Source organism: Streptomyces sp. NPDC057638 (genome assembly GCF_042800315.1).
Lineage (GTDB): Bacteria > Actinomycetota > Actinomycetes > Streptomycetales > Streptomycetaceae > Streptomyces.
The window spans coordinates 1-6,959 of sequence record NZ_JBHVHF010000361.1 but is presented as its reverse complement, the minus strand read 5'-3'; the positions used below and the strand labels follow the sequence as shown (position 1 = coordinate 6,959).

The window sequence follows — 6,959 nt, the reverse complement described above, 5'->3', positions numbered from 1 at the left end:
CCGTCCGGCCGGCCCCGGGACCACACCCGACACCCTGCCGGCGCACGGTCCGCCCGCCGACCGGGGAGGCGGGGTACGAAGGAACCGGCCCCGCCCCGGCCGCCCGCGGATCACGGGCGCGTCCCCTCCCCCACCGTGTGACACGGCCCAGCCGACAAGGTCCCGCGGCAGCCGCCCGTCATCCGGTCGGGACGGCCACGGCGGCGCTCGTGACCCGGATCGCCTCCGTCAACTCATCAACTCATCAACTAGCGTTGACGACAGATGGCTGGTCAGCTCGTCGAAGCCGATCGGCGCGATACCCGCCGGGGCGGCTCACTACCCTCCGGGCCGAAGTCCGGCGGGGTGCGCGCGGTGGCCCTCAGCGCTCGGCGAGCTTGCGCTCGACGAACCCGGACATGGCGGTGATGCTGGCGAAGTTCTCCTTGAGGATCTCCGTGTCCGCGACAGTGATCGAGAACTCCTGTTCCAGGTAGGAGGCGAGTCTCAGGGTGTCGAGCGAGTCGACGGCACTGCGCTCCACCAGGGGGAAGTCGTCCGTGAGCGCCTCCGGCGGGTCGGACCAGCGGAGTTCGGTGAGGATGAAGGCACGGATCTTCTCGTTGCGTGTCATGCGCTCCCCTTGAAGTCGGGTCCTGACGTCAGCGAGTACCGGTCGACCTTTCCCCGTGAGGTACGCGGCAGGGCGTCGAGGAAGGTGACGGTCTCCGGGATCATGTACTTGGGCAGCCGCCGGGCGCAGAAGGAGTAGAGCTCGTCCCGGTGGAGGTCCTCGGCGGCGACGACGAACGCGACGAGCCGGTGGGTGACGAGTTCGTCGGGGACCGCGACGACCGCGCACTCGGTGACCTGGGGGTGGGCGTGCAGCGCGGCCTCGACGTCGCCCAGCTCGATCCGGTGGCCCCGGCTCTTGATCTGGTCGTCCCGGCGGCCGATGAGCTGGTACGCGCCGTCGGGCAGCATACGGACGAGGTCTCCGGTGCGGTAGGCGGGTCCGGCCGCCGGATCAGCTGCTCCGGGGCCTGTCACCAGGGCGGCGGCGGTGCGCTCCGGGTCGCCCCAGTAGCCGCGCATCACCGTCGGTCCGGAGACCAGCAGTTCGCCGGTCCGCACCGAGTCGCCGCGCACCGGGTTCCCGTTCTCGTCGGCCAACCGGAGCCGGGCGCCCGACACCGGGGTCCCGATGGGCAGGGACCCGGTGGCGGCGGGTCCCACGGGGACCTCGTAGCACGTGCAGACGTTGGTCTCGGTGGGGCCGTACAGGTTGTAGTACCTGGCCCGGGGCACGGCCGCCATCAGCGCCGCCAGCCGCGCGGGCGGGAACACCTCCCCGGCGAAGAGCACGGCCCGCAGGGACGGCAGGGGGTTGTCACCGTCCAGTCCGCCCCGGAGAGTCAGCAGAACGAGCGCCGAGGGCACGGAGTACCAGACGGTGATCCGCTCGCGGCGGATCAGCCCCGCCACCTCCGCCGGGAACGGCACCGACGACGGAGGGACCAGGACCAGGGCGGCCCCGGCCGCCGCGGCGCCGAAGAGGTCGAAGACCGACAGATCGAAGTGGAAGGGGGCATGGCCGGAGAGACGGTCCTCGGCGCTCAGCCCGAAGTGCTCCACGGCCCACTCCACGAAGGCGAGGGCGTTGCCGTGGGTGAGGGCCACCCCCTTGGGCACCCCGGTCGAGCCGGAGGTGTAGAGCAGATAGGCCAGTTCGTCGCGGCCGGGTGGGCCGGTGGAGGCACGGGCCGCCGCCGGGTCGCCGTCGGCGGGTGGGGCTGTGTGCCCGCCGGGCTCGACGCGGGCCGCCGCCGGGTCCACGCCGTCGGCGCCGGAGGTCTCCCAGCCCTCCGGCGTGGCGCGCACCACCACGGGAGCCTCGGCCGCCGCGGCGGCCACCGTCCCCGCGTCGAGCCGCCCGGCCGGGCCCACGACCAGGGCGCGGACTCCGCAGTCACGGGTGATGTGGGCGATCCGGGCGGCCGGGGAGGCCGCGTCCAGGGGGACATAGGCCGCCCCCGCCTTGAGGACGCCGTAGATGGCGACGACGGAGGCGGCGGACTTGGGGGCGAGGATGGCCACCCGGTCACCGCGTCGCACGCCCAGCTCCTCCAGCGTCCGCGCCAGGCGGCTGGAGCGCTCGTCGAGGGTCCGGTAGGTGAGCCGGTCCTCACCGTCGATGACCGCGGGGCGGTCCGGATGCCGGGCCGCGGACCGCTCCAGCAGTCCGTGCAGGCTGTCGACGGTCACAGGCCCAGCTCCCTGGCGATGATGTTGCGCTGGATATCGGAGGTGCCGGAGTAGACCCGGCTGCCCAGCGCGTCGCGCACATCGCGCTCGACGCCGAGTTCGCTGGCGTAGCCGAGCCCTCCGAAGATCTGCATGGTGTCCAGCCCTGACTCCACGAAGCAGTGGCTGAGGTGGAGCTTGACCAGCGCGGCGGCCGCGGCGGTGGACCGGCCCTGGTCCCGGAGCCAGGCCAGATGGTAGAGGAGCAGCCGCGCCGTCTCCCAGCGCAGCCGCATCTCGACGATGCGGTGGCTGACCGCCTGGAAGGAGCCGATGGGTGAGCCGAACTGCTTCCGGGTGCGGGCGTATTCGAGCGCCTGCTCAAGATGGCGCTCCATGGTGCCCACGGCCGTGGCGAGGATGAGGCCCCGCTCCCAGTCCATCGCGGATCTGAAGATGGCCCAGCCCGTGCCGGGGGCGCCCAGGAGCCGGCCGGCCGGCACCACGCAGTCGTCGAGACGTACCTCGCTCATGGGTGAAGTACGCAGGCCCATCTTCTCCAGGGGTGGACCGAAGGACAGTCCGGGACGGTCCCGGTCCACCAGGAAGGCGGAGAGGCCGAGGAAGCCGGCGCTCGGGTCGGTGCGGGCGAAGACCAGCAGGACATCGGCGACAGGGGCGTTGGTGATGAAGACCTTGGCGCCGTTGAGGACATAGTGCTCGCCGTCCCGCACGGCCGAGGTGGTCAGGCTGAGCGCGTCGGAGCCGGTGCCCGGCTCGGTCATCGCCTGGACCCCGATCAGGGTGCCGTCGCACAGTCCGGGCAGATAGCGGCGGCGCTGCTCCTCGTTCCCGAACTCCCGGATGGGCTGGGCACAGGACCACATATGGGCGTTCAGGGAGAACATCAGCCCGTTGTCAAGACAGCCGTAGCCCAGTGCTTCGAGCGCTCCGGCCGTGGTGAGCGTGTCGGCGCCGCCACCACCGTACTCCGTGGGAATCATCAGCCCCTGGAGTCCCAGAGCGGCACAGCGGCGCCAGGTCTCACGGTCGAAGGCGCCGGTCCGATCGCGCTCGCCCATGCCCTCGTTGAGCTCACGGCGGGCGAACTCGACCACACTGGATCTGAACGCCGTCTGCTCGGGCGTCCACGAGAAATCCATACGTCTCCTCGGTCGTATCGGCATGGTCCCGTTCCCGCGCGGCGGGCCCGTCCTGACCGCCTCGCGAACCCTGACGGGACGGGCTGGGACCTCGCCCGCACCGCCCATCCGGTCAGGCGAGGGCCTCGGCGGCGTTCTGGTACCGGATGGGGGAGAGCGCCCCGAAGGACTCGATCGGGGAGACCGTCCGGCCGTTTTGACGATCGACGGACAGCGCCGGGGGCGCCCGGAGCGGGAGCGGGCGCATGATCTCCCGCTTCCGTCTGACGAACACCCCGACCTGGGAGTTGTCGGCCACGGGGACGTGCCGGACCAGCATGAGCCACCTCATTCATGCGGACATTCGTGAGTTCGGCGAAGACCTCGTGGGAACGCAGACCAGTCAGGGCCGGACAGGGCAGGAGAGCACGATCGGCATGGAGACGCGTCGCCGCCGAGCGTAGGTGCGCAGACGACCCGGGAACGGCCGGTACGCTGGGACAACCCGTCCTGACTGAATTGATGCAGTGATCAGTTTAGGGAGGAAGCTTGCAGCGTCAACAGGTCGGTACGAGCGGCCGGAAACGCCTTGCACCGACGCGAGTGAAATCAGCCAGGCTGCCTATTCCACAGATCCGCTGGTCTGGCCGTCAATAGTCCACCGCAGGGCGCGACCCGGGGGAATCCCCGCTGACTCAATTCATCCCATGGCCCCTTCCGGACGCTTGCCCCCGTCATGTTCCCTGAGTGATGCTGGAGCCTCGCGGCAGTGGATATGCCCGATTGCACCTGCTGTGAGAGTTCTCGCCGACTGACCTCAGGGGCGAGTTTTCTCTTTTTTCTCGGTTGAGTACCCGACGCATGCCAACGTCGGAGTGATTCCCGTTCCCAGCGGATCGCAGGGCAGCAGCTAGGTCGTTTCTTTTGGATCAGGCTGGGTCAGGGAGCGGGGTCTGGTGCATGGGGCCTCCCCAGGCCCGCCAGGGCCGTGGGGACGGATCGCAAGGCGGAGGAGGGAGTCACTGCGGTGGGGGTACCTCCCGTGCCCGAAGGGCACAGGGGGCCATTGGCGACTGACGACAACGCGGCGAGGTGTGGCACCAGGGCACGCGAGCCCAGCAAGATCCGAAAGAGACGGCCTAGGGGGGAAGCCCATGACTTCAGCCAACGGTTCATCCGGGCAGGGGAAAAGAGCGGTAGTCGCCGGCGGTGCCGGATTCATCGGATCGCATCTTTGTGAGGCGTTACTGGATCACGGAATGTGGGTGGAGTGTCTGGATAACCTCTCCACCGGACGGTATGGGAACATCGCCCAGCTGACCGGCCGGCCCCGTTTCCGGTTCCACCAGGTCGATGTGGTCCAGCCGTGGACGTGCGAAGGCGAGGTGGACCTGGTTCTCCATCTGGCCTCCCCCGCCTCCCCCCAGGACTATCTGCGGCTCCCCGTCCAGACGCTGGAGGTGGGGAGCACCGGCACACTCGCCCTGCTGCGGCTGGCCCAGGCGAAGGGCGCCAGGTTCGTCCTCGCGTCGACGTCCGAGGTGTACGGCGACCCCGCCGAGCATCCCCAGCGCGAGACGTACTGGGGCCATGTGAATCCCATCGGGCCCCGTGCCGTGTACGACGAGGCGAAGCGCTTCGCCGAGGCGGCGACGGCGGCATTCCGCCGTGACCTGGGCGCGGACACGGGGATCGTCAGGCTCTTCAACTCCTTCGGTCCCCGGATGCGGACGGGCGACGGACGCATGGTGCCCAACTTCGTCCATCAGGCGCTGACCGGGCGGCCGATCACCATCGCCGGTACCGGCCAGCAGTCACGGACCCTCTGCTACGTCACCGACACGGTCGCGTGCCTGACGGACTTCGCCCTGAGTGCCGACCCCGGACCGATGAACATCGGTGGCTCCCGGGAGACCACGGTGCTGGAGGTGGCACACCTGGTGCGGGAGCTCACCGGCAGTTCCTCACCTCTGCGGCACGTCCCGCTGCCCGTCGACGACCCCACCCGGCGCAGACCCGACATCACCCGGGCCAGGGAGGTGCTGGGCTGGCAGCCGCGCGTCTCACTGCGGGAGGGGCTGCGGCGGACCATCACCTGGATGTCAGGGCCGAGTCCGTGGACCGCGACCACCGAGGGCCCGCCCGAGGCGGTCCCCGAGATTCCGGCCCGCCCCGAGGCGGTCACCGGTCCCGGGGGAGGCACTCCATGACCACCGGATGGTGAGTCGGCCCGGCCCGCACCCGGTCAGGCGGTGTCTCCGCCGCGCCCCTGCCCTACGGGGTGGCCTGTCCGGCGCCGTAGCACCGCGCGGGACCATCCGGACGCGCGGGAGCCGGTCAGGCGCGCACAGCAGGGCGATGGCCGCAGATCCTGGTCCGGGCCGCTGACGACGCTTGGCGGCACTCGGTGGCATGGCCAGAGCCGGGAGAGCGGGTTCCACTTGGGCGAACGGGTGGTGGCGGTGGCGGTGGCGGACTTACGATCCCGAGCACGCCGCCGACGCGGATCCCGCCGTCCCCCGTCGCCCCCAAGGAGTGCGCCATGCCAGTCCGCCACCGTCTCCGCAGCGCCGCCGCGCTGATCATCGGAGGGTTCCTCCTGATCGGCGCCGCCGGTCAGCTCGCCAAGATGGCCATACCCGACGCGACCCCGCAGGCCCACAAACGGCTCAGCGAGGTCGCACCCATCCTCATCGGCGGCTTTCTGATCGGCGCCGCCCCGTCCGCCGAGAAGGCCCCGGCCGGGACGTCCGGCGGAGCGTCGGGGACGGTCTCGCTGGCGATGAACAAGGCCGAACTGGTCGGCTGAGCCCTCGCCGAGGACGGCCGGCCCGAAGCCCCGGTGCGCCGGGGTTCCACGGAACGGCCGCCGTGAGCTGACGCGGCCCGGGAGCGCGCCGCTGTCGCCGCCCGGGCCGGCGGCGCCCGCCGAAGTCCCCGCAGCCCACCGCGCCTTCCCGTGGACGCGGGCCCGGCCCACCCCTCGGCAGCGGCACCAGGGCTCATCCCGCTGCCACGGCGCCTCACCACGCCTCGGTGTTCGAGCACGTCTCGTAGCTGTAGCGGGTGGTCCGGTCCCACTCCTCGCCGGTGATCCGCCGGTACGCCTCGTCCGGGACATAGAGCAGGCTCTCCGCCCAGATGAGGTCCCGCGCGTAGGGCGTGAAGAGCCGGGGATCGCGGAGCACGGCCGCATGGGTGTCGCGGCCCGCGGCCACGACCGCCGCCCGGGTGTAGAGGAAGCCGTCACCCGACAGGTCCTCGCCGAGTGCGCGGCGGTCCAACTGGTAGAGCATCCAGGCCAGTTGTTCGGCGAAGCCGATGACATCCTCCAGCGGGCCGGCGGAGAGCCTGGCCGTCAGGGCCACGGCCAGCTCCTCCCCCTCCGGGTCGGGCGTGGGCGGGGTGCAGTCGTCGATGAGCCGCCAGAAGGTGTTCTCGTCCATGGACCGAGCATGGCGGACGGCACTGACAACGCGGCCCGGTGCCCGGCTCCGTACGCCCTGGCCCGCTCGGTGGCGGCCGCACAGGGGATCCGGCGGGACGTTCCCCCGGCGCGGCCGCCGCCGCGCCGGGGAGGGGTGTCCCCACACC

The 6,959-nt window shown here is 71.2% G+C and carries 7 protein-coding genes; 2 read left to right on the top strand and 5 right to left on the bottom strand.

Annotation, left to right across the window (positions count from 1 at the left end):
- Positions 1-361: 361 nt before the first annotated feature.
- The 4 genes from ACFVIM_RS30850 to ACFVIM_RS30835 form a co-directional block, all read right to left on the bottom strand.
- Positions 362-613 (bottom strand): acyl carrier protein, encoded by a 252-nt coding sequence (locus ACFVIM_RS30850; RefSeq protein WP_384308331.1) that lies wholly within the window; start codon positions 611-613, stop codon positions 362-364.
- Entirely contained in the window at positions 610-2,244 is a 1,635-nt protein-coding gene (locus ACFVIM_RS30845) for an amino acid adenylation domain-containing protein (protein WP_384308328.1), read from the bottom strand. Before ACFVIM_RS30845 ends, ACFVIM_RS30850 begins: the two co-directional genes overlap by 4 nt.
- Positions 2,241-3,386 carry an acyl-CoA dehydrogenase family protein gene (locus ACFVIM_RS30840; RefSeq protein WP_384308325.1) on the bottom strand — a complete coding sequence of 382 codons (1,146 nt, stop codon included), beginning with the start codon at positions 3,384-3,386 and terminating at the stop codon, positions 2,241-2,243. Before ACFVIM_RS30840 ends, ACFVIM_RS30845 begins: the two co-directional genes overlap by 4 nt.
- A 112-nt stretch (positions 3,387-3,498) precedes the next feature.
- Complete coding sequence (locus tag ACFVIM_RS30835; RefSeq protein ID WP_384308322.1) at positions 3,499-3,705, bottom strand: hypothetical protein; 207 nt, start codon at positions 3,703-3,705, stop codon at positions 3,499-3,501.
- A gap of 814 nt (positions 3,706-4,519) precedes the next feature.
- Between ACFVIM_RS30835 and ACFVIM_RS30830 the strand changes: the two genes are divergently transcribed.
- Positions 4,520-5,575 (top strand): GDP-mannose 4,6-dehydratase, encoded by a 1,056-nt coding sequence (locus ACFVIM_RS30830; RefSeq protein ID WP_384308319.1) that lies wholly within the window; start codon positions 4,520-4,522, stop codon positions 5,573-5,575.
- Positions 5,576-5,907: 332 nt separating this feature from the next.
- The gene (locus ACFVIM_RS30825) at positions 5,908-6,174 is read left to right on the top strand and encodes a hypothetical protein (RefSeq protein WP_384308316.1); all 267 of its coding nucleotides are present in this window, start codon (positions 5,908-5,910) and stop codon (positions 6,172-6,174) included.
- A 214-nt stretch (positions 6,175-6,388) separates the two neighbouring features.
- On the opposite strand, the gene ACFVIM_RS30820 is transcribed toward ACFVIM_RS30825, so the two are convergent.
- Positions 6,389-6,811 (bottom strand): DUF4240 domain-containing protein, encoded by a 423-nt coding sequence (locus ACFVIM_RS30820; protein ID WP_384308313.1) that lies wholly within the window; start codon positions 6,809-6,811, stop codon positions 6,389-6,391.
- Positions 6,812-6,959: the final 148 nt, after the last annotated feature.